This is a genomic window from Terriglobus tenax (genome assembly GCF_025685395.1).
Classification (GTDB): Bacteria; Acidobacteriota; Terriglobia; order Terriglobales; family Acidobacteriaceae; genus Terriglobus; species Terriglobus tenax.
In genome coordinates, this window is record NZ_JAGSYA010000004.1 from 2,853,477 (window position 1) to 2,873,769 (window position 20,293).

A 20,293-nucleotide genomic window follows, 5' to 3' on the forward strand; every position below is an offset into this window, starting at 1 on the left:
TACCGTTCTTCACTCAGAGGTGCTCCGCACATTCCGTTATCAGTGTTTCGTAGTGTTTGTGATGATGTTGCTTTTCGTTCATGTGGATGCATGGGCACAGCAGGCAGCATTTGCATTACATGATGGTGACCGGGTCGTCTTCTTTGGCGACAGCATTTCAGCGCAGCGGTTCTATACCACCTATCTACAGACTGCCGTTAGAGCACGCTTTCCAGAGTGGAACATCCGCTTCTACAACGCTGGTGTTGGTGGAGACAACGTGCACGGAGGCATTGCCGGCAAGATTGATGCACGCATCGACAGGGATATCCTGAAGTTTCAGCCTACTGTCGTGACCATCATGCTCGGCATGAATGATCGGTCGCACGCGGCCGAATATGAAGCCGGGTACGAGCATATTCTGCAGCATCTCCGCGCAGCTTCTCCTGACCTGCGTATTACGGTCCTCGGCCCTACGCCGGTAGATGGGACGACTAATAACAATCCGTCGGCGAACACAGAATTGCGAAGGTTTCTTGAAGTCGACAAGCGGCTTGCGGATATGTACGGTGCAAGATTTATCGATCTGCAGGCGCCAGTACTTGCCGCGTTGGAACGCGCAGAGAAGCTTAATCACCTCGCTGCGTTATCTCTTATCCCTGATCGAATTCACCCACAGCCTCCTATCCACATGCTGATGGCAGAGACCATTCTGGCGGGATGGAACTATCCGAAAACCACGTCCAAAATCGTAATCGATGCAGCCACCAACAGGGTGCTCCGCCAGGACGGAGCCGTAGTCAGCAATGTTGTGAAGAATAAGAGCGCCGTTGAGTGGACAGCACTTGAGACTGCTGATGAAATCCGCTTTGTGACAACAGACGGAAACGAAGTGCTCTATCAGGACATGATTGGAGCAGAGCACGTCGGCTCAAAGCTGCTGCAGGTTACATCTCTGGCGAAAGGCCGCTATTCACTCTTCATCGACGGCAAGCCGTTGATGGAGACATGGAGCGAAAAAGAACTGGAGACGGGGATACATCTCGACCGGCTGGCTACTCCAGCGCATCGCGCGGGAGTGGCCGTCTATTACGCCTGTTATGACAGCGAACTCAATCAAACAGAGCACAGCCGTCTGGTGGGAACACTGGAAGCACAGCATCCTGAAATGATTTCGAAGCTAGATGCAGTGCTTCAGGCTGCCGCGGAGCGATCGGAAAGCTTGATACAAGCAGCAACCAAAAGAGTCGAACGCCACTATTCCCTGGTAGCTCTACCGTGAATATCAGGGCGACCCGGAGATGTGCTTCGAGCTTGGCTTTGCTGGAGGCGCGCACCTGAACCCGTTCTATTAGAGAAATGATCGCGTAGGCACCGAGCAATGGAGCCGCTTTATTCGTGACGGCAATTACCGCTATCACCCTCAACTGCACGAACAGCACGAGAGCTTCGCCAGGCTGGGGGACAAGAACCTTGCCGCGCAGAGGTTCGTGGAGGCTTTCACGGACAAGTGCATTCTCGGCTAGATCGCTCTCTCTTGGGGCGGCTAATCTGCCGCGCGCTTTTACGCCGCCTAAAAGCGCGCGGGAAGAACCCTTGTAGGTTTCTCCCCGCCCCTCATCCGCTGGACTTCCGGCCTTCGCTCGCCGGCTGCGCACCCGGACTCAAATTCCTTCTCTGGGACCTGCCCCTTTTACTATCCGGCGCACCCCGAGTGAAAACTGCCCATTGCAACGCCCGTGGCCGGTATCCTAAAGAACTGTCATTCCAGACGAAAAATGGCCCATTTAAGCTACGTGAATTGAGGAATTTCTAGAATCTGTATCACTCTTTCAGGGATGACAAAGAACAAGAAAGGCAAGTACGTCTTGCGGCTTACTCGTCCTTCTTACCGGATGCGATCTGGGGCATCTCCGTGCCTTTGCTCAGCGTGATCAGGCCGGCTTTCGCGTAGGTGATCAGCTTCTCGCGGGTGTCGGTGATGTCGAGGTTGCGCATGGTGAGCTGTCCGATACGGTCGCGGGGGGAGAAGGTGCTTTCGCCCTTCTCCATGGTCAGGCGCTCGGGCTTGAAGGTCAGGTTGGGTGAGTCGGTGTTCAGAACGGAGTAGTCATTGCCGCGGCGCAGCTCGAGTGTGACCTCTCCTGTTACGGGCTTCGCCACCCAGCGGGTTGCGGCCTCGCGCAGCATCATGGCCTGCGAGTCAAACCAGCGGCCCTGGTAGAGCAGGCGGCCCAGCTTACGGCCGTTCTCGCGGTACTGCTCAATGGTGTCTTCGTTGTGGATGCCGGTGATCAGGCGCTCGTAAGCGGCAAAGAGCAGAGCCATGCCGGGAGCCTCGTAGATGCCGCGGCTCTTGGCTTCGATGATGCGGTTCTCGATCTGGTCGCTCATGCCCAGGCCGTGGCGTCCGCCAATGCGATTGGCCTCGAGCATCAGCTCAACGGGGTCGGTATATTCGGCGCCATTCAATGCAACGGGGAAGCCCTCTTCGAAGCGGACGGTGACTTCCTCGGCCTTTACCGGGACATCGTCCTTCCAGAAGGCGACGCCCATGATGGGCTGCACAATCTTCATCGAGGAGCTCAACAGCTCCAGGTCCTTGGCTTCATGCGTTGCGCCCAGGATGTTCGAGTCCGTGGAGTAAGCCTTCTCGGCCGACATCTTGTAGCCGAAGCCCGCCTTCTGCATGAAGGCCGACATCTCGGCGCGGCCGCCCAGTTCTTCAATGAAGACTGCATCGAGCCACGGCTTGTAGACCTTCAGGTCGGGGTTGACCAGCAGGCCGTAGCGGTAGAAGCGCTCAATGTCGTTGCCCTTGTAGGTCGATCCGTCGCCCCAGATATTGACGTCGTCTTCCTTCATGGCCGTAACCAGCATGGTGCCGGTGACGGCACGGCCGATGGGCGTGGTGTTGAAGTAGGTCTGTCCGGCGGTGGTGATGTGGAAGGCGCCGGCCTGCAGGGCGGCAATGCCTTCGCGGACCAACTGGGCGCGGCAGTCGATCAGGCGGGCCTTTTCGGCGCCGTACTCCAGCGCCTTGCGCGGGATTTCGTCGTAGTCGGCCTCGTCGGGCTGGCCAAGATTGGCGGTGTAGGCGTAGGGAAGGGCACCCTTCTGCTTCATCCAGTGCAGTGCGGCCGACGTGTCGAGGCCGCCAGAAAAGGCGATTCCCACCTTCTGGCCGGTGGGCAGGGTTTCCAGAATAACGGACATAGCAATCCTTCGTGTCTCAGCGGAAAACAGCGCGCTGGATGATTCCTCTGTATTTTACGTGGTTGCATTCGACATGCCAGAAACAGCCGTAAAACCTGTTTCGGGCGAGTCCTGCGCGGGGGCGGCTGTTGCTCATGGCGGCCGGTATCTTCATTCCGCTCCTTGGCGGTAAGCACCTTGCCTGCTGGTTTTCGCATCTTTTCCCAAATTCACCGTCGGATTGTCGTTGCCTTCAACGGCCCTCAGTTCATAGAAGAAGCGGCTTATCGATAACAAGTCCATTGCGGGACCGTGCATGCACAGTGCACGCATCCTCTCTATGAATCAATCAGTTACAGGACGAAGCGGCTGCTGCTTCAAATGGCCTGGGCGATGACATGGGTTGTTTCCTGGGGATGCTCTGTTCGAAAAATGCGCTGTCTGAGCATTTCGACTGGTTCCAGGCTGCTGTTTTGTGTTCTTGTTAGGTCGCAAGTTTAAGCGTTTGCGGGCTGTTTGGAGCAAGCCAAAGAGTTACAGCACCTGCACGGCTCCGCATCGTGCTTCACAGCCGTCCGTCCAATGCTGGACTATGACTGGGTTTTCGGGCCGCCTGTCATGGCGTTTCCCGAAGATCGCTCTTCGGAAGGTTAGGTCATGCTGATGCCGTTCAATAAATCTGTTCCCCTCCTCCAACGCATTCCTGCTGTTCCAGCTTGCCGGCTGGGGCTCGTTCTGCTCGGGCTCACGACGGCTGCACAGCTTCCGATGCAGGCGCAGGTGAGTGCGTCTCCGCTGCCAATCAATGGGACAATGCCTGTCTTTCAGCTAAAGGGGACTGACGGGAAGATACATATCTCCTCCGATTGGAAAACCAGCCCAGTACTCGTAGTTGCTTTCCTTTCCAATCACTGCACCGAGTCGCAGCTCAACGAGTCGCGCCTCAATCAGCTTGTCCAGGACTATTCCGGTAAAGACGTAAGTGTTCTTGCGATCCAGTCCAGTAATCCGAAAGCCTTCCGCGAGGAGGAGCTGGCGTGGTCAGATGTTGGCGAGAGTCTGGACGATATGAAGGAACGTGCGACGTTCCGGAAGTTCAAATTCCCCTATCTCTACGATGGGGATACGGGAGCTACCGCGAAGGCATTCGGCGCGAAGGTGGCCCCCTCGGTATACATCTTCGACGGGCAGCGAAAGCTGCAATACCAGGGCAGGATCGACGACGGTGTTGCCGGTAGACCCGCGTCCAAACGGGATGCAGCGGAGGCGGTGGATGCAATCCTTGCAGGAAGACCTGTCCCTGTTGCTACGACTGAAGCGAAGGGATGCGACCTGCGTCTAGGAAGCGACAAGGCGATCGCCGCGGAGCAAGATCCTGGGCCGATTGAGGTCTCTCTCGCAAGCACGGATGCTCTCTCGCAACTGCGGAAGAACCCCAATGGAAAGCTCCTGATGGTGAACTTCTATGCGACCTGGTGCGGGCCATGCGTCGCCGAATTTCCCGATCTGATGGCCACCAACCGGATGTACCGTGGAAGACCATTCGAGCTTGTGACCGTATCGTCGAATACCCCTGAAGAACGGCCAGAGGTGCTTGATTTTCTCAAGAAGATGCATGCGACAACACGCAATCTTCTGTATGGCTCCGATGACGTGTACGCCATGCAGGAGGCGTTTGATCCGAATGTAGGTTCCGCCGTTCCAATCACAGTGCTGCTCGGGCCGAAGGGTGAACTGCTACTCGATCAGAAGGGAGAGATCGACCTTTTGGAGATTCGCCGCGGCATTCTCGCGAACCTTCCGGACGACAAGGACCATATCGGTTCTCAACAGTATTGGGCGACTCGTTGATCGAGTTACCAGAACCCTGGATTTCAGATCGCTTCAACACCGTTTCCTGAGGAGAAAACCTATGCATCCGATGTCCCGTATGGCCGCCGCAACCGTTATGAGTCTGGCTGGACTGCTTATCGCACAACAGCAGACACCGCCTAGAACAGGGGCTGATTATCAGGCAAGGCTTGTACCTGTCCCTACGTCTGACCACCCCGTCATGAAGATCGGGACATCCGCACCAGACTTCAAGTTGAAAGGAACCGATGGTAAGGACCACACACTTGCTGAATTCAGCAAAGGCAAGCTTCTTGTTGTCTTCTTTGAATCGGTCCACTGCCCGGTTTCACAAAACTACGAAGAAAGAATGCGTGCGCTCTACGACGAGTATCACCCGAAAGGGATCGACTTCGTTGCTATCAACCCCAATAACCCGGCCGCTGTTCGCCTGAATGAGTTGAACTATACCGACCTGACAGATGCTCCGGGAGACATGAAGATTCGAGTTGCGAATCGACATATCGAGTGGCCTTACCTCTATGACGGTGAAACGCAGGCTCTCACGCAGAAATATGGCGCTATTGCAACGCCTCACGTCTTCATCTTTGACGGCGAGCGGAAGCTGCAGTATCAGGGCCGCATTGATGACAACCAGAACGAGGCCCTGGTCAAGGTGCATGATGCACATGACGCGATTGAAGCTCTCCTGGCCGGGCAAGAAGTTGCCGTGGCCAATCGCCCGGCCTTTGGCTGCTCGACGAAGTGGATCGAAAAGTCGCAGGACGTGCAGAAGGAGTGGGCAAAGATCGAGTCTGAACCAGTCACCCTGACGAAGGCATCGGTGGACGATCTGAAAGCAGTCAAGGAAAACGCAGGGAACAAGGTCGCGGTCGTGCACTTCTGGAGCACATCGCAGAAGAACGTTCAGGAAAGCAGCAAAGACCTGGTTACCACCTGGTTCTGGTATGCCAACCGCCCCTATCAGTACATCAATGTGAATACAGATGGAGCTGCGAGCGAGGCGAAGGTGCTTGAAATTCTCAAGTCTCAGCACGCGTACAACACCAACCTTCAGATTGCGGGTGCCGATCTCAAGGGGCTTGGGAGCACGTTTGACGCTGCCATTTCACCAAAAGAAGAGTTCACGGTGGTGATTGCGCCGGGCGGGAAGATTGTCTACAGCCGCAAGGGACCGGTAAACATCCAGGACATTCGTCACGCCGTGCTCAATACGTTTCCTGACAACAGAGCTTTTCCGGGTCAGGCAAAGTACTGGTCGCAACTCAAATGGAGATAGCGTTGGTGAGCGGAGCGGACCCCAACGATACGGAAAGCTCCGCTCCGTTCAGCAAACAGATCGAGGAGGCATCTATGAAATTCAAAATGAGTGAACTCGCAGTCCTGCTCGCGCTATTTCCTGGTATCGGCATCGCCCTGCACGCACAGCGTCCGACCGACATTGTGAAATGGACGGCAACGATAACGAAGAGCACGAAGACTTCAACAAATGTAGCTCTGTCTGCAACGGTTGCCGATGGGTGGCATGTCTATGCGCTTTCCCAGGGAACAGGAGGTCCCAACCCACTGAAGATATCAGTTCCCAGTGGAAGCGCATTCGTCTTGAAGGCTCCAGTAGCGGACGCCGGGGTGACGAAGCATTACGACACCAGCTTCAAGATGGAGACGGTCTATTACCTCAAGACGATTAATCTTAATGTTGCTCTGGAGGGAATTTCTGCTGCTCCTCCAGCAACTCTTCCGATTGATGTTCGTTTCCAGGCCTGCAGCGACCGCTTGTGCCTGCCCCCATATACCGCGCACCTGAGCGCCACACCAAAAGATAAATAGTCACATGCCCACTGAATCTCTTTTTCACTCCTTCCGGCTGTCGCTCGGAATGGCGGCGCTTTCATTGCTCACTCCATGTGTCTTTCCCATGGCGCCGATCACAGTCTCGTTTTTCGCGAATCACTCATCGCGCACGCGAGCCGCGCTCTGCGTTTCAAGACCAATCTTCTAATCGCCAATCGGAACTATGGACCGCGACGGCTTCAGGAATCCTCACCATACTGAGGCGGCCTACCGGGCCGCCCTTTTTCTTGCGCGGAAAAAGTCCCACATGCATGAAAAAGCCCTCCTGCGAGGGCGGGGGGAACTCGTTTGTTTTATTGGAGCACCGGACGGGATTTGAACCCGTGAATACTGGTTTTGCAGACCAGCGCGTTAGCCACTTCGCCACCGGTGCCCATTTGTCCTCCGCCACGCCACGGTGAAGAGCCTGGCGGAGGGTGTTTCAAACAGATTACAACGAAACTGCGTTACTTCGGCTGCGCGGTCGTGCGCAGGTAGGGCTTCACGGTCTTGTAGCCCGGGAAGATCTTGTCGGCTTCTTCGTTCGAAACAGCGCCGGTGATGATGACATCCTGGCCGGGTTTCCAGTTGGCCGGGGTAGCCACACGGTGCCTGGCGGTTAGCTGGATGGAGTCCAGAACGCGCAGAATCTCATCAAAGTTGCGCCCCGTGGTCATGGGGTAGGCAAGCTGCAGCTTGATCTTCTTGTCCGGTCCAATGACGTAGACGACGCGGACGGTGGCGTTGTCGGCCGGGGTACGGCCTTCGCAGCTGTCGCCGGCCTCGGCGGGCAGCATGTTGTACAGCTTGGCCACCTTCAGGTCGGTATCGGCAATGATGGGAAAGTTCACATCGGCGCCGGTGACATCCTTGATGTCCTGTGCCCACTTGCTGTGGCTGTCTGCGGGATCAATGCTCAGGCCGATGACCTTGACGCCGCGGGCGGCGAACTGGTTCTCCAGCTTGCCCACCTCGCCCAGCTCCGTGGTGCAAACCGGGGTAAAGTCCTTGGGGTGCGAGAAGATGACGGCGTAGTGATCGCCAATCCACTGGTGAAAGTGGATGGGGCCCTGCGTGGTTTCCGCGGTGAAGTCCGGTGCGGTGTCATTGATCCGGAGTGACATCAGCTTTTGTTTCCTTCCTTGAAGTTCGTACTTTGGGCGGCGGAAAGTGAAAACCCACCCGGCCAGTCGGCTTGGGGTGGGTTTCAGAGGCGTTTGTCGAAACTTGTCAGCTCGATTCGCTCATCCACACACCCGCACGGGGCCACAGCAACAGCAGCGGCAGCACATGCGGAGATTGGCGGAATGGGTCGTCATCAGCTTGATAAAAAGCCTAGCCGCTGACCCAGCAGGCTGTCAAACCATGGGTTGTGGCAGAATTCTCGCGTGCCGGAAGCATCCAATGGCGCGAACGCGAAACTTCGGAGGTCGATGAGATGACGTGGACACGGCGTGAATTTACCAAGCTGGGAGCGATGGGGACGGCGGCGATGGCTGTTCCGGGAGCGTTTGCACAGGCGGAGCAGAGGGTGGGATTTGCCGTGATCGGGCTGGGAGTGATCGCAGATCACTTCATGCGAGGCGCCAGGCAATCACAGCACTGCAGGATCACCGCCCTGGTCAGCGGCCACCGCGATAAGGCCGAGCGCATTGCCGCGGAGTACGGCGTTCCGAAGGAATCGATTTACAGCTACGAGGAGTTCGATCGCATTCGCGATAACAAGGCCGTGCAGGCTGTGTATGTCGCTCTGCCCAACTCGATGCATGCGGAGTACACCATACGCGCGGCCAAGGCAGGCAAGCATGTGTTTTGTGAGAAGCCCATGGCGGTCAGCTCTGCCGAGTGCAGGCAGATGATTGATGCCTGCAAGGCGGCGAATGTGAAGCTGATGATCGCCTACCGCATGCAGTACGAGCCGCTTACGCTGAAGTGTATCGATCTTGTAAAGACCGGACAGATTGGTACGGTGGGGGCCTTTGAAAGCCAGTTCGGCTTCAATATTCAGCCGGGTGTGTGGCGCACGAAGAAAGCACTGGCGGGCGGGGGCAGCGTCTTTGATGTCGGCATCTACTCGCTGCAGGCGGCGCGGCTGTTCACCGGGGAAGAGCCGGTTGAGTTCAAAGCCTACGCCGGCACGGTCCACAAGGACGACCCGCGCTTTGCGGAGATGGAAGAGTCGATTGAGTGGACGATGAAGTTTCCCAGTGGGGTCGTGGCCAGTTGCGCCTCCAGCTATGGCGCACAGATGGAAGGCTTCATGCGGGTTCATGGCGTCAACGGAATGATCGAGATGGGGCCGACCTTTGGCTATGACGGAACCACGATGAAAGGCCGCGGCAAGGGCGGAGTGCGCTGGGACGAGGTGAACTCCGAGAAAGACCCGAAACAGTTTGAACGCGAGGCGGACCACTTTGCGGAGTGTGTGCTCAACAACCGCGAGCCGAAGACTCCTGGCGAAGAGGGCCTGCGCGACCTGACGTACGTCGAAAAAATCTACGAAGCTGCTGGCATTAAACTGTAGGCAGGAGCAGAGTATGGCAGACGGGCGGGAAGAGCGAGCCGAAGAAGAAGCTCGGCGCGAGTGGGAGAAGAGCAAGCGCGGCGGCCACGAGCGTGATTATGACCGGGAGTATGACGGCCCGGAAGGCGACTATGAGCGCGGCGGCAGCTAGTGAAGTCCGGGCAGCGCGGCGCCATCCCTGTCCGTAGCGAAGGTGGTGCTCGCGCAGGTAGGCGGTTTGAATCCCGGTTTCAATGCCTTTGGCAATCACATCCAGCTGCAGCTCAGCCGCCATGTCAATAATGTGCGCGATCACGGTGCTGGTGGCGCACTGTGTCCCGATGGCGATGGCATGGCCACGTGATGCGCTGAAAAAGCCTGGACTGGGCGCTTAGCCCATGTACATGCCGCCGTTCACATCCAGCGTGTGGCCGGTAATGTAGCCGGCCTCTTTACTGGCAAGAAATGTAACGGCGTGGGCAATGTCCAGGTCGGAACCGGCGCGGCCCAGCGGGATCTGCGTGCTGAAGGAGGCCTTCTGCTCGTCGGTCAGCACGTGGGTCATGGCGGTTTCGATAAAGCCCGGAGCGACGGCATTGACCGTGATGCCGCGGCTGGCAAACTCGCGTGCCAGCGACTTGGTCAGGCCGATCATGCCAGCCTTGGAGGCGGCGTAGTTCGCCTGGCCAGCCTGCCCGGTTTCGCCCACCACCGAGGTGATGTTGATGACGCGGCCCCAGCGGTTCTTCATCATGGGCTGGATCAGTGCCTGCGTCAACAGAAAGCTGCCGGTCAGGTTGGTGTTCAGGACGGAGTCCCAGTCCTCGCGCTTCATGCGCAGGACGAGACCGTCCTTGGTGATGCCGGCGTTGTTGACCAGAATTTCCACCTTGCCGAATTTTGCGACAACTTCCCTGGCGGCAGCCTTAATAGACTCCTCCGAGGAGATGTCCAGGGCGAAGGGTTCGGCTGTGCCACCGGCGGCGCGAATCTCAGCCGCGACGGCTTCCAGCTTGTCGACCGACCGCGCTGCCAGGGCGACGGTGGCTCCAAGACGGGCAAGTTCCATGGCGCAGGCGCGTCCAATACCCTGCGATGCTCCGGTGACGAGTGCGATACGGCCTTGAAGTGTCGGCATCTTTGTTTTGGTAGCTCCAGAGGAAAAGTATAGCGGTCGGGGCGATATGCTGGTTGGGCATGAGCGATACACCCGAGAGCCGCGCCGCCTATCCAGACAACACCAACACGACCGAGGTTTACGCCATCCATGGGGCTGACCCCGAGGTCCTGGCCTATGCCATGGCCAAGTATTCGCGCTCGTCGCTCTCCATGAAGGAGTCGCTTCAGGAGATCAGCTCGCAGCGGGCCGAGCAGTTCCTGAACACTTTTTACTTTGCCTATGGTCACCGCTCCATCGCTGACCTGGCGCATGTCGCCTTCGCCATTGAGCGGCTGAGCCTGCTGGCAGCGATTGCGCTGGTGGATGAGCAGCGCTGGGACGGCCAGGAGCGCTCCACACGCTACCAGGACTTCAAAAAGAGCGGCTGGTACACGCCTGCGCTGGGCGAAAAGACCGCGGAGTACACCGAGGCGGCGGAAAAGCTGTTTATCGCCTATGACCGCATCGGAAAAGAGATGCTGGAGGCGCTGAAGGGCGCGATTCCGCAGCCGACGGAGATGAAGGACGAGGCGTATGTGCGCACGCTGAAGGCCCGCGCCTTTGACGTCGCCCGCTACCTGCTGCCACTGGCGACGAATACCTCTCTGGGCCAGATTGTGAACGCCCGCACGCTGGAAGGGCAGATTGCCCGCCTGCTGGGATCGGAGTTTGCCGAGATCCGCGACCTGGGAGAAAAGCTGCGCGCGGCCGCCAGCGGTCCGGCGTGGAACCTGTATGCCGACGAAGCGCGTGTTCTGTGCCAGGAGATTGGCTCCGTGGACGGGCTTTGCGGCGACCGGGCGACGGCCCTTCTGGGGCGCGAGGTCCGTGTTTCTCCCACGCTGGTGAAGTACACCCAGCCGTCAGCCTATGAAGCTGCAACGAAAAAGGAGCTGCAGGCCGCCACCGTGGAGTTGATGAAGGGGAAGGCGATTGAGCCGGCCCCGGTGGTTGACCTGGTGGACGACGCCCAAGGGCTGGAGGTGGAGCTGGCGACCTCGCTGCTCTATCCGCACTGCCACTACAGCTACCGCCAGCTTCGTGAGACCGTCAGCGGTCTGCCGGTAGCGGAGCGCGACGCCATCGTCGCCCTGGGAGCGAAGCACCGCGGACGTCATGACGAGCTGGTGCGCAGCTTCTCCTCCGGCCACGGCTTTGGCTTCGACATTTTGATGGACATCGGCGGCTTCCGCGACATGCACCGCCACCGCAAGTGCATCCAGTTGATTCAGGCGTTTACAGATGTGCATGGGTATGACGTTCCAGAGTGCCCTGGGCAGCCAACGCTCGCCGATGCCGGCCTGGAGGCGGAATACAAGGCAGCGATGGATGCCGGGTTTGCCGCGTATCGCGCACTGAAGGCCAGTGGACTGCCGGAGGCGGAGCAAAGCGCGCAGTACCTGCTGCCGCTGGGTACGCGCGTCCGTTCGCTGTTCAAGATGGACTTTGCCGAGGCGCTGTACATCAGCGAGCTGCGGTCGGGCGTGGCAGGGCACTTCTCGTACAGGAGAGTTGCGTGGGAGATGTACCAGGCGGTAGCGAAGCGGCATCCGTCGCTGGCGGGGTATTTCCGTGTAGCTCCGATTGATGAGCCGATTGATCTGCTGAAGAGGTAGGGGTGTTTTGAAGAGACTGCGCTGGCTGGTTTGCCTACTCCTGCTTGTGGGGCAGAGCTACGCCCAGAACTGGGAGTCACGCGCAAAGGCTGATCTGTATGGTGGCGATGCAAAGTGGCAGTCTGAGTTGTTGGCGGTGAAGACCTCGGCGAAGTCTGGGCGCGTGTTTGTAGTGATGGCTGGAACCAATATGGCCACAGACGGGGGATTTCTGGGGTGCCATGCCTGTGCTCCGGAGATTGGGATTGCCGTGTACCGGAAGGGCGTGCTGGAGCTGAAGGACCCGCAGGTGACGCGATTTGGGGCGTTCGGCAAAGCGGATAAGGATGTCGATCTGCTGGACTTGGGTGGGGAAGAAGCGTTGCTGCTTCGCAAGTCGGACACGCATCAGGGGATCGAAGAGTTGGCGGGCGCGTTATTTCGCGTAACAGACGAGAAGATCGGTCCGTTGTTGTGGATCGACTTCGGACAGCGCGTGGTTGCGTGCAACCCCAAGGCAGAGTTCCTGACGGAGTGGTGCTGGAAGTACACGCGCGAGCTTCGGATTGAGAAACAGGCGACGATGGGGCTGGCGGACCTGACGGTGGTGGCTTCGGGCACGCGGCCGGATTACGAGCACAAGAAGTTGGTTCCGGCGGAGACGGTGCGGTATCGCTTTGACGGCCTGCGGTATGTTCCGGTGGGCGAGTCTCCGTTCGATGAAGGAGATGTGGAGCACTAAAAGGGGAAACCATCACGATCATCCTCTTCATGGCTCCGTAAGGTTCGGTCGGTATACTGATTGGGCAATCCCCAAGTCAAATGACCGAAAAAATTATCAATTTCCTTCTGCCGTACATTACCGGCCTGATTGCCGCGCTGCATTATCCCGGCATTGCATTGCTCATGGGCATTGAATCGGCGTGTATTCCGCTGCCGAGCGAGATCATCATGCCGTTTGCGGGCTATGTGGTCTATCAGGGCAAGATGAGCCTTTTCTGGGCCGCGACGGCGGGTGCGATTGGCTGCAACCTTGGCTCGGTGGTGGCGTACTGGATTGGCGCCTACGGCGGACGTCCGCTGGTGGAGCGTTTTGGCCGCTACGTGCTGATGAGCAAGCACGACCTGGACCGCGTGGAGCACTACTTTGCCAAGTACGGCGACATTACGGTGCTGATTGGCCGTCTGCTGCCGGTGGTGCGCACCTTTATCGCGCTGCCCGCGGGCATTGCGAAGATGCCGCAGCTTCGCTTCCATCTCTACACCTTTATCGGTTCTTGGCCCTGGTGCTTCGCTCTGGCATGGGTGGGCATGAAGGCGGGTGAGAGCTGGAACGACCCCAACTCCACGCTTAAGAAGGTGCTGCACAAGGCCGATGCCGCGATCATTCTGCTGCTGGTGGTGGGCATTGTGTGGTTCGTCTGGTCGCATCTGAAGAATGCGCGGAACGAAGCCAGCGCCTGACGGCGAGTTGTGAGTGAAGAGTTGCGCGTTGTGAGTAGAGCGGTGGTGAGGGGAAGTGTTTCCCTCACCACCGCTTCATTTTTGCTGACAACGGGCAACTGAGAACGATTACCTGTTTTTCAAGGGCCATAGCCAGGCTGCGCCGCGCACTCCGGAGGAGTCGCCGTGCTTTGCCTGGATGACCGGGGTTTCGACATCGCCGCCGAAGCCGTACTTCGTGATTAAGCCGGGAAGGTTCTGGTAGAGGCGTTTTGCCTTGGAGAGGCCGCCTCCCAGGACGATCACATCGGGGTCCAGGGTGTGGATAACGTTGCTTAAACCCCGGGCCAGACGGTCCTCCAAACGAGAAAAAGCAGCCAGCGCATCAGGGTCGTTAGCCTCCGCCATCTGGCCTACCTCGGCACCGGTTTTTGCGACACCGGTAACGCGGGTGAAATCGTTGCCCAAGCCGGTGCCGGAGACCCAGGTCTCCATGCATCCGGACTTGCCACAGTAGCAGGGCGGCCCGGGCACCTCGTCGAGCGAGGGCCAGGGCAGGCCGTTATGCCCCCACTCGCCGGCGATGCCATTGCGGCCTTCATGCACGCGGCCGTTCAGGGCGATTCCGCCGCCGCAGCCGGTGCCGATGATGACGGCAAAGACGGTGGCGAATCCGGCGCCTGCGCCATCGGTCGCCTCGGAGACGGCAAGGCAGTTGGCGTCGTTGGCGCAGCGGACCTCGCGCTTCAGAGCGGTGCTCAGGTCCTGCTCAAACGGCTTGCCGATCAGCCAGGTAGAGTTGGCGTTCTTGACCAGTCCTGTCCTCCGGACGATGGTGCCGGGCATGCCGACGCCGACCGTGGCGGAAATACCCATCTGGGACTCTAAGCCGAGGACTAAGTCACGGATAGCTTCCACGGTTGCGGTGTACTCTCGCGGAGTAGAAATACGTAACCGGTTACGTTCTTCTCCGTGCTCATCTAATACAAGAGCTTCTATCTTCGTTCCGCCTAAATCTATGCCAATTCGCGCGTTCTGCATGTGCTCTGAATAAGTGGTCCTTACCGAAATTCGTTGATTTTGGTGAGATACTTGAGCTTCCGTTGGACGAGAACGGAAAGTAACTCACAGGAAGGTTCTACCAGGTATGTCGACTCCCAATGCAGCGAACGAAGCTGCTGCACAGATTCAGCCGGCCAAGGGGAAACTTGGCGTCATGATTCCAGGAATGGGCGCGGTAGCGACCACGCTCATCGCAGGTGTTGAAGCCGTTCGTAAAGGGTTTGCAAAACCCGTCGGGTCGTTGGCCGAGATGGGGACGATCCGTCTGGGAAAGCGCACTGAGAACCATTCTCCTCTCATTAAGGACTTTGTTCCACTCGCCGGGCTGGATGACCTGGTCTTCACCGGCTGGGACATCTTCGGCGGCAATCTGTATGACGCCGCAAAGACGGCACAGGTTCTGGACCGCGATCAACTGGACCAGATCAAGCCCTTCCTGGAAAGCATTGAGCCTATGCCCGCGGTCTTTGACAAGCACTACGTCAAGCGCCTGGATGGCAAGAAGGTGAAGACTGGCCGCAGCAAGTGCGATCTGGCCAACCAGATCCGCAACGACATCGCGGAGTTCAAGAGCAAGACTGATCGCCAGGTGATGATCTGGTGCGGATCGACCGAGATCTTCCTTGAGCCGAAGGAAGTTCACTCGACGCTCGAAAAGTTTGAGAAGGGCCTGGTCAACGACGATCCGGATATCGCACCGTCGATGATTTACGCATGGGCCTGCCTGAAGGAAGGCGTTCCGTTCATCAATGGCGCGCCGAACCTGACGGTCGATATTCCCGCGCTGCAGGACCTGTCACGCCAGCTCGGCGTACCAACGGCGGGCAAGGACTTCAAGACCGGCCAGACCTTCATGAAGACCGTGCTTGCGCCGGCGTTCAAGACGCGCATGCTGGGACTGTCAGGCTGGTACTCGACGAATATCCTGGGCAACCGGGATGGCGAAGTGCTGGATGATCCGGATAACTTCAAGACCAAGGAAGAGACCAAGCTCGGCGTGCTGGATTACATTCTGCAGCCGGATCTCTATCCCGATCTGTACAAGGACATCTATCACAAGGTCCGCATCAATTATTACCCGCCGCGCGGAGATAACAAGGAAGGCTGGGATAACATCGACATCTTTGGATGGCTGGGATATCCGATGCAGGTAAAGGTGGACTTCCTGTGCCGCGACTCCATCCTTGCCGCTCCGCTGGCGCTGGACCTGGTGCTCTTCATGGATCTTGCCAATCGCACACCGGCGCTGAAGAAGCTGGGCCTTCAGGAATGGCTGAGCTTTTACTTCAAGGCTCCGACGACTCCTGAGGGCCTGTATCCCGAGCACGACCTGTTTATCCAGTCCATGAAGCTGAAGAATACTCTGCGCCATATCATGGGCGAGGACCTGATCACTCACCTGGGTTTGGATTACTACGGGGATTAGTTGAATTACTGAGTCAGGAAAATGTTGAGTAAGTAAGAAAGCCTCCCGGAAGGGAGGTTTTCTTGTCATGCTGATAGAAGATTAGTTGGCATAGGCCGCTGATTTGAACAGGAAGCGGTAGCGGACACCGGCACTGATGGCCCAGGGCTTCAGGTCGCCGGCGCGCGAGATGCTCCAGCGCTGCTGCAGGAAGTCTCCACGGACGGCCCAGTGCGGATTGAGTTCGTAGTCGATGCCTCCGCCTGCATTCAGGGTCAGGGCGTTGTCGCCCACGTAGAAGCCCTGCGGCGTCAGCAACGGGCGCTCAAAGGTGATGCGGCCGTAGCCAACCAGGAATTCGGCATAGGGCTGGATCTTGTTCCAGTTGTATTGCAGGCGAGGACCGGCGGCGTAGTTGTACTGCCGTGTGAGCCGTCCTCCGGAGCCCAGAACACGCACTTCCATTCCAGGCTCCAGCCGTTGGGTCAGCCGGTGCAGGTTCAGGTCAGCGCCGACGGTGCCGCCGGCGTTCTTCAGGGAGTCTCCATAATCAGGCCGCACGTAGGATGCCATGCCGAAGGCGTAGAGGCGGGCGCGCGTCTCCGCCGTGTAAACAGACTGGGCTAACAGCTTTCCGGCGGTTGCCGCAAAGCACAGAACAAACAGGAACTTCGACCAAAACTTCATGCTGTTAATACGATGCCGCATTCTGACGCTGGGCGGTTGCAAACAGGTCATGGATTTTTATCGGATTGGAAAGAGGCCCGCTCCACTCGCCGCCTGTTACCTGAATGGCGCATACTACGTCTAAGAAGGTGCAGGGGTGCGCCCCTGGCAGATGAGGTGCCGCGATGCGTCGGTTGCAGACAGCCATACTCACGCTTGCAATGGCCGGCCTGGCCGTCCCCGGGGTGGTCTACGCGCAGTCCCAGACGGGCCAAAGCGACGACAAGACTCAAACCAGCGACAAGGACAAGAGCAAGACCACGACGAAGTCCCCTACCGGGTCTCCGGTGCCCGATGTTCCGACTCCGCCGACGGAAGAGGAAAAGCAGAAGGCCCGGGATGAGGTGGCCAAGAAGGCCGACTCCATTCCGCAGCCCGGCGAGAACCTGAACAAGAACATCAAGAAGGGCAGCGAGGACGATGTGGACTCCGCCGGGACGCGCGATATCGGCGGCCGCGGCATGGGCAACTGGTACTCCACCGACTGGGAGATCCGTAACGGTAAGGGCTACGCCATGGAGATTGAGCGCAGCGCCAAGCTGGTGACTGACCCGGTGATCAATGAGTACATCAACCGCATCGGCCAGAACATTGTGAAGAACTCCGACTCGAAGGTGCCCTTCACCATCAAGGTGCTGGATACCGACGAGGTGAACGCCATGGCGCTGCCGGGCGGCTTTTTCTATGTGAACAGCGGCCTGATCCTGGCCTGCGACGAAGAAGCGGAGCTGGCCGGCGTGATGTCGCACGAGATTGCGCACGTAGCCGCGCACCATGCCGCCCGCGAGATGACGCGCATGAACTACATGCAGATCGGCCAGGTGCCGCTGATCATCTTCACCTCCGGCACGTGGACCGGATACGGCATCTACCAGGCCAGCCAGTTGGCTCTGCCGCTGACCTTCCTGCAGTTCTCGCGTAATTTTGAGGCGCAGGCCGACTGGCTGGGGCTGCAGTACATGTACAAGTCCGGCTACGATCCGCAGGCGTTTATCCAGTTCTTTGAAAAGATTGACGCGTTGCAGAAGCACAAGCCGGGCATGATCTCGAAGGCGTTCAGCTCGCATCCGCAGACGCCGGATCGCATCGAACGCAGCGAAGAAGAGATTGCGACCATCATGCCGGCGCGGCCGGATTACGTGGTCACCACCTCAGAGTTCGACGAGGTGAAGGCCCGCCTGGCGCGGCTTGAGAACAAGCGCAAGCTCAACGATCCCAAGGACGGCAACAAGCCTACCCTGCGCCGTACCGCCGGCGGTAATAACGATCCGAATGGCAACGGCAAATCGTCCGACGACGACCGCCCGACCCTTGGCCGCCGCGAGTAGCCCGTAACCAGCCACTTGAATCCGGGATGCCGCTGAATGACTCTCATGTATAGGGGAGAGTCTTCAGCGGTATGACGGCTAACGGCAAAGTCGAACTCGGCGAACGGCAGTTTGAGCGCATCGCCAAGGCGCTGGCGGAGCCTCGCCGCGTGGAGATTCTGCGCCGCATCGGCGCCTGTACTGCCCCGGTACACCCCTGCGCGGCGCTGCATGAGGCGCTGGATATCTCTGCCGCGACGCTTTCCCACCACCTGAAAGAGCTTGAAACGTCAGGACTTATCGAGTCGCACCGGGAGGGCAAGTTTGCCTTCTACGCCCTGCAGCGTAGTGTCCTGCAAGCCTATTTATCGAAGCTGGCTGAGATTTAGAAGCGAAAAGCAGATCCCTGCGGGATGAGAGACGGGAAAAGCATAAATGTGTCCGCAGACGCCTCCCCTTCTGGCTTTGTTATTTCGCAGGGAAGCGGAAGAATCTGCTTTTCACTAAAATAAAGCCATGGCAAAGAAGCAGCAACCGCGCTACACGGACGAGCACGCAGCGGCCGGGCTCGACACCAAGTTCCCGGCGATTGAGACCTGGGCCAACCAGTTTCCGGCGTACGAGATCCTGATCGACGACCCCGAGTTCACGTCGGTATGCCCGAAGACCGGCCTGCCGGACTTCGGTGTACTGAAGATCCGCTACATGCCGAAGAAGAAGTGCCTGGAGCTGAAGAGCCTGAAGGAATACCTGTTCACCTACCGCAACCTTGGCATCTTCCAGGAGAACATCTGCAACCAGGTGCTGGAAGACGTGGTGAAGGCGACCGATCCGGTGTGGGCCGAGGTGGTGGGCGACTTCCGTCCGCGCGGCGGCATCAGCACGATTGTGACGGCCCGCTGGCCGCGGCCGAAGAAGTAAACCTGATTGGCTAGTTGGAGGGTGAAGGCCTCGCATTGCGAGGCCTTTTGCTTTGGGCTGGTATCGTTATGGCGATGACAACGCAAACGAAGAAGATCGCCGGAGCCACCACGGCTCTCGTTCTGCTCACCGCGCTGAACTTCGTCAACTACATTGACCGCTACATTCTGCCCGCTGTGCAAGAGCAGGTGAAGCACGAGTTCCTGCTCTCTGACGCGCAGATCGGCTCGCTGACCATGTGGTTTATGGTGGCCTATATCGCCATCTCTCCTGTTACTGGATGGCTGGGCGATCGCTTCCCGCGCAAGCACCTGATCGTTGTCTGCGCGTTACTGATTGCGGCGTGTAATTTCTTTACAGCCCACGTTACTTCGTTCGGCTCTCTTAATTTCCGCCATGCCATGCTGGGCATTGGTGAGGCGAGTTTTGGCATCTTTGCGCCGGCCCTTCTGGCGGACTTCTACGCAAGCGATAAGCGCAACCGCGTGATGACCATCTTCAACATCGCTCTGCCGGTCGGATCGGCGATTGGGTACCTGACCGGGGGCCTGATTGGCCACTCGCATGGATGGCGCACGGCGTTTGTTATTTCCGCGATTCCGGGAGCCATTATCGGCATCCTGATCCTGTTCTTTCTGCGGGAGCCGGAGCGTATGCGCGAAGAAGTCACGGGAACGAAGCCGAGCGCTGGCGTCGGTTCGCTGCTGCGGAACCCGGCCTATCTGTGCGCCATTCTCGGGTATGCGGCGGTGACGTTTTCCATCGGAGGCATCTCCGTCTGGATGCCCAGCTTTCTGCAGCGCATGAATGGCTATGACGAGGCGCAGGCGGCGGGCGTGATGGGCCCCATCATTGTTGTGGCAGGGTTGGGCGGCACCGTTGTGGGCGGCATCTTCGCCGAGCGTTGGCTTCGCCGCACATCGAAGGCGCTGTACTATGTTCCGGCCCTGGGTTCGCTGCTTACGGTTCCGGTGGCGCTGGCCAGCTTCTTCGGCCCCAGAAGCATAACGCTGCCCGCGCTTTCGGTGGCCATCTTCTTTCACTTCCTGGGAACGGGGCCGGTGAATGCGGCCACGCTGAACTCGGTTCCGGCCACACTGCGTGCGATGGCGATGGCGGGGCAGTTGCTGGTCATCCACCTGCTGGGCGATACCTTCTCGCCCGCCATCATCGGTGGCATCAGCGACCGCTCCAACCTGCGCATCGGACTGGCCGCGACGCTGATCACCTATCTGCTGGGAGCGGGAATCTTTTACATGGGCGCCCGGTATGCCTCGTCTTCCGGGCAGAAGCCGGTAGAGGCTGCCGCATAAT

The 20,293-nt window shown here is 58.5% G+C and carries 20 protein-coding genes, 1 tRNA gene and 1 pseudogene; 16 read left to right on the top strand and 6 right to left on the bottom strand.

Annotation, left to right across the window (positions count from 1 at the left end; all coding sequences use genetic code 11):
* The first annotated feature begins 61 nt into the window (after positions 1–61).
* A complete protein-coding gene (locus OHL13_RS17795) occupies positions 62–1,261 on the top strand; it encodes an SGNH/GDSL hydrolase family protein (RefSeq protein WP_263411461.1) in 1,200 nt (399 codons plus the stop codon).
* 85 nt (positions 1,262–1,346) lie between these two features.
* Positions 1,347–1,505, top strand: a pseudogene (locus tag OHL13_RS18745) (DUF6908 domain-containing protein); the annotation flags it as partial.
* 349 nt (positions 1,506–1,854) lie between these two features.
* Here the strand turns inward: OHL13_RS18745 and argG are convergent.
* Entirely contained in the window at positions 1,855–3,195 is a 1,341-nt protein-coding gene (argG, locus tag OHL13_RS17805; RefSeq protein WP_263411462.1) for an argininosuccinate synthase, read from the bottom strand.
* 636 nt (positions 3,196–3,831) lie between these two features.
* Between argG and OHL13_RS17810 the strand changes: the two genes are divergently transcribed.
* The 3 genes from OHL13_RS17810 (at position 3,832) to OHL13_RS17820 (ending at position 6,855) form a co-directional block, all read left to right on the top strand.
* Positions 3,832–5,025, top strand: a complete 1,194-nt coding sequence (locus OHL13_RS17810; protein ID WP_263411463.1) for a redoxin domain-containing protein — start codon at positions 3,832–3,834, stop codon at positions 5,023–5,025.
* A 61-nt stretch (positions 5,026–5,086) separates the two neighbouring features.
* Positions 5,087–6,304, top strand: coding sequence for a thioredoxin family protein (locus OHL13_RS17815; RefSeq protein ID WP_263411464.1), 1,218 nt, complete (start codon positions 5,087–5,089; stop codon positions 6,302–6,304).
* Between the two features lie 74 nt (positions 6,305–6,378).
* A complete protein-coding gene (locus tag OHL13_RS17820) occupies positions 6,379–6,855 on the top strand; it encodes a protein-disulfide reductase DsbD N-terminal domain-containing protein (protein WP_263411465.1) in 477 nt (158 codons plus the stop codon).
* 321 nt (positions 6,856–7,176) lie between these two features.
* Here the strand turns inward: OHL13_RS17820 and OHL13_RS17825 are convergent.
* Together OHL13_RS17825 and OHL13_RS17830 are read right to left on the bottom strand one after the other, a co-directional pair.
* Positions 7,177–7,252 (bottom strand) — tRNA-Cys (locus OHL13_RS17825).
* 73 nt (positions 7,253–7,325) lie between these two features.
* Complete coding sequence (locus OHL13_RS17830; protein ID WP_263411466.1) at positions 7,326–7,982, bottom strand: peroxiredoxin; 657 nt, start codon at positions 7,980–7,982, stop codon at positions 7,326–7,328.
* A 314-nt stretch (positions 7,983–8,296) separates the two neighbouring features.
* Between OHL13_RS17830 and OHL13_RS17835 the strand changes: the two genes are divergently transcribed.
* Genes OHL13_RS17835 through OHL13_RS17845 form a run of 3 tightly spaced genes read left to right on the top strand, consistent with a single transcriptional unit; the run spans position 8,297 to position 9,725 of the window.
* The gene (locus OHL13_RS17835) at positions 8,297–9,382 is read left to right on the top strand and encodes a Gfo/Idh/MocA family protein (protein WP_263411467.1); all 1,086 of its coding nucleotides are present in this window, start codon (positions 8,297–8,299) and stop codon (positions 9,380–9,382) included.
* A gap of 13 nt (positions 9,383–9,395) precedes the next feature.
* The gene (locus OHL13_RS17840) at positions 9,396–9,533 is read left to right on the top strand and encodes a hypothetical protein (RefSeq protein WP_263411468.1); all 138 of its coding nucleotides are present in this window, start codon (positions 9,396–9,398) and stop codon (positions 9,531–9,533) included.
* Between the two features lie 45 nt (positions 9,534–9,578).
* Positions 9,579–9,725: a hypothetical protein gene (locus OHL13_RS17845; protein WP_263411469.1), complete on the top strand. Its 147-nt coding sequence runs from the start codon at positions 9,579–9,581 to the stop codon at positions 9,723–9,725.
* Positions 9,726–9,752: 27 nt separating this feature from the next.
* On the opposite strand, the gene fabG is transcribed toward OHL13_RS17845, so the two are convergent.
* Entirely contained in the window at positions 9,753–10,499 is a 747-nt protein-coding gene (gene fabG, locus OHL13_RS17850) for a 3-oxoacyl-ACP reductase FabG (RefSeq protein WP_263411470.1), read from the bottom strand.
* A 59-nt stretch (positions 10,500–10,558) separates the two neighbouring features.
* Here fabG and OHL13_RS17855 point away from each other — a divergent pair, with 59 nt between their 5' ends.
* The 3 genes from OHL13_RS17855 to OHL13_RS17865 all read left to right on the top strand — a co-directional run bounded on the left by OHL13_RS17855 (position 10,559) and on the right by OHL13_RS17865 (position 13,579).
* Positions 10,559–12,136 carry an FAD-dependent thymidylate synthase gene (locus OHL13_RS17855; protein WP_263411471.1) on the top strand — a complete coding sequence of 526 codons (1,578 nt, stop codon included), beginning with the start codon at positions 10,559–10,561 and terminating at the stop codon, positions 12,134–12,136.
* A 7-nt stretch (positions 12,137–12,143) separates the two neighbouring features.
* On the top strand, positions 12,144–12,857 hold the full coding sequence (locus OHL13_RS17860; RefSeq protein ID WP_263411472.1) for a hypothetical protein: 714 nt from the start codon (positions 12,144–12,146) through the stop codon (positions 12,855–12,857).
* Positions 12,858–12,937: 80 nt separating this feature from the next.
* Complete coding sequence (locus OHL13_RS17865) at positions 12,938–13,579, top strand: DedA family protein (RefSeq protein ID WP_263411473.1); 642 nt, start codon at positions 12,938–12,940, stop codon at positions 13,577–13,579.
* A gap of 108 nt (positions 13,580–13,687) precedes the next feature.
* On the opposite strand, the gene OHL13_RS17870 is transcribed toward OHL13_RS17865, so the two are convergent.
* Positions 13,688–14,599, bottom strand: a complete 912-nt coding sequence (locus tag OHL13_RS17870; RefSeq protein ID WP_263411474.1) for an ROK family protein — start codon at positions 14,597–14,599, stop codon at positions 13,688–13,690.
* 106 nt (positions 14,600–14,705) lie between these two features.
* Between OHL13_RS17870 and OHL13_RS17875 the strand changes: the two genes are divergently transcribed.
* Positions 14,706–16,046, top strand: coding sequence for an inositol-3-phosphate synthase (locus OHL13_RS17875; protein ID WP_263411475.1), 1,341 nt, complete (start codon positions 14,706–14,708; stop codon positions 16,044–16,046).
* An 81-nt stretch (positions 16,047–16,127) separates the two neighbouring features.
* Here the strand turns inward: OHL13_RS17875 and OHL13_RS17880 are convergent, their stop codons facing one another.
* The gene (locus OHL13_RS17880; protein WP_263411476.1) at positions 16,128–16,712 is read right to left on the bottom strand and encodes a porin family protein; all 585 of its coding nucleotides are present in this window, start codon (positions 16,710–16,712) and stop codon (positions 16,128–16,130) included.
* Positions 16,713–16,876: 164 nt separating this feature from the next.
* Between OHL13_RS17880 and OHL13_RS17885 the strand changes: the two genes are divergently transcribed.
* From OHL13_RS17885 to OHL13_RS17900, 4 genes are all read left to right on the top strand, one after another.
* Positions 16,877–18,079: a M48 family metallopeptidase gene (locus OHL13_RS17885; RefSeq protein WP_263411477.1), complete on the top strand. Its 1,203-nt coding sequence runs from the start codon at positions 16,877–16,879 to the stop codon at positions 18,077–18,079.
* Positions 18,080–18,150: 71 nt separating this feature from the next.
* Positions 18,151–18,447: an ArsR/SmtB family transcription factor gene (locus OHL13_RS17890; RefSeq protein WP_263411478.1), complete on the top strand. Its 297-nt coding sequence runs from the start codon at positions 18,151–18,153 to the stop codon at positions 18,445–18,447.
* A gap of 127 nt (positions 18,448–18,574) precedes the next feature.
* On the top strand, positions 18,575–18,979 hold the full coding sequence (queF, locus tag OHL13_RS17895; RefSeq protein ID WP_263411479.1) for a preQ(1) synthase: 405 nt from the start codon (positions 18,575–18,577) through the stop codon (positions 18,977–18,979).
* Between the two features lie 68 nt (positions 18,980–19,047).
* Positions 19,048–20,292: a spinster family MFS transporter gene (locus OHL13_RS17900; protein WP_263411480.1), complete on the top strand. Its 1,245-nt coding sequence runs from the start codon at positions 19,048–19,050 to the stop codon at positions 20,290–20,292.
* Position 20,293: the final 1 nt, after the last annotated feature.